Source organism: Yersinia rohdei ATCC 43380, assembly GCF_000173775.1.
Classification (GTDB): domain Bacteria; phylum Pseudomonadota; class Gammaproteobacteria; order Enterobacterales; family Enterobacteriaceae; genus Yersinia; species Yersinia rohdei.
The window spans coordinates 1-264 of the sequence record NZ_ACCD01000098.1 but is presented as its reverse complement, the minus strand read 5'-3'; the positions used below and the strand labels follow the sequence as shown (position 1 = coordinate 264).

Below are 264 nucleotides of genomic sequence, written 5' to 3'. Positions count from 1 at the left end.
CTGCCGCTGTTGGCACCATTGGCAAGATTTTATACGAGGCTGACAAAAAAGCCACCGATAAGGCCGATGACGAAATAGCGAAAAAGGCTGAGTATGAGGGGCATTTAAATGCTGGCCCTGGTGGTAACTATACTCCTCCTGGTGGTACCGCTGTTCAAGTTGACGCCGCTAGCATCCTTGCAACTAAAGCTGCATGGGAAACGTCCATTACAGAGGCTAAAAATGCAAAAGAAGATCTGGAAGCCGTTTATGTGAGTGACGCCT

At 48.5% G+C, this 264-nt stretch carries 1 protein-coding gene; it reads left to right on the top strand.

Features of this window, described 5'->3' with window-relative positions:
• A partial coding sequence (locus tag YROHD0001_RS0119210) for a hypothetical protein (protein WP_032818647.1) occupies window positions 1–264 on the top strand: 264 nt, incomplete at both ends.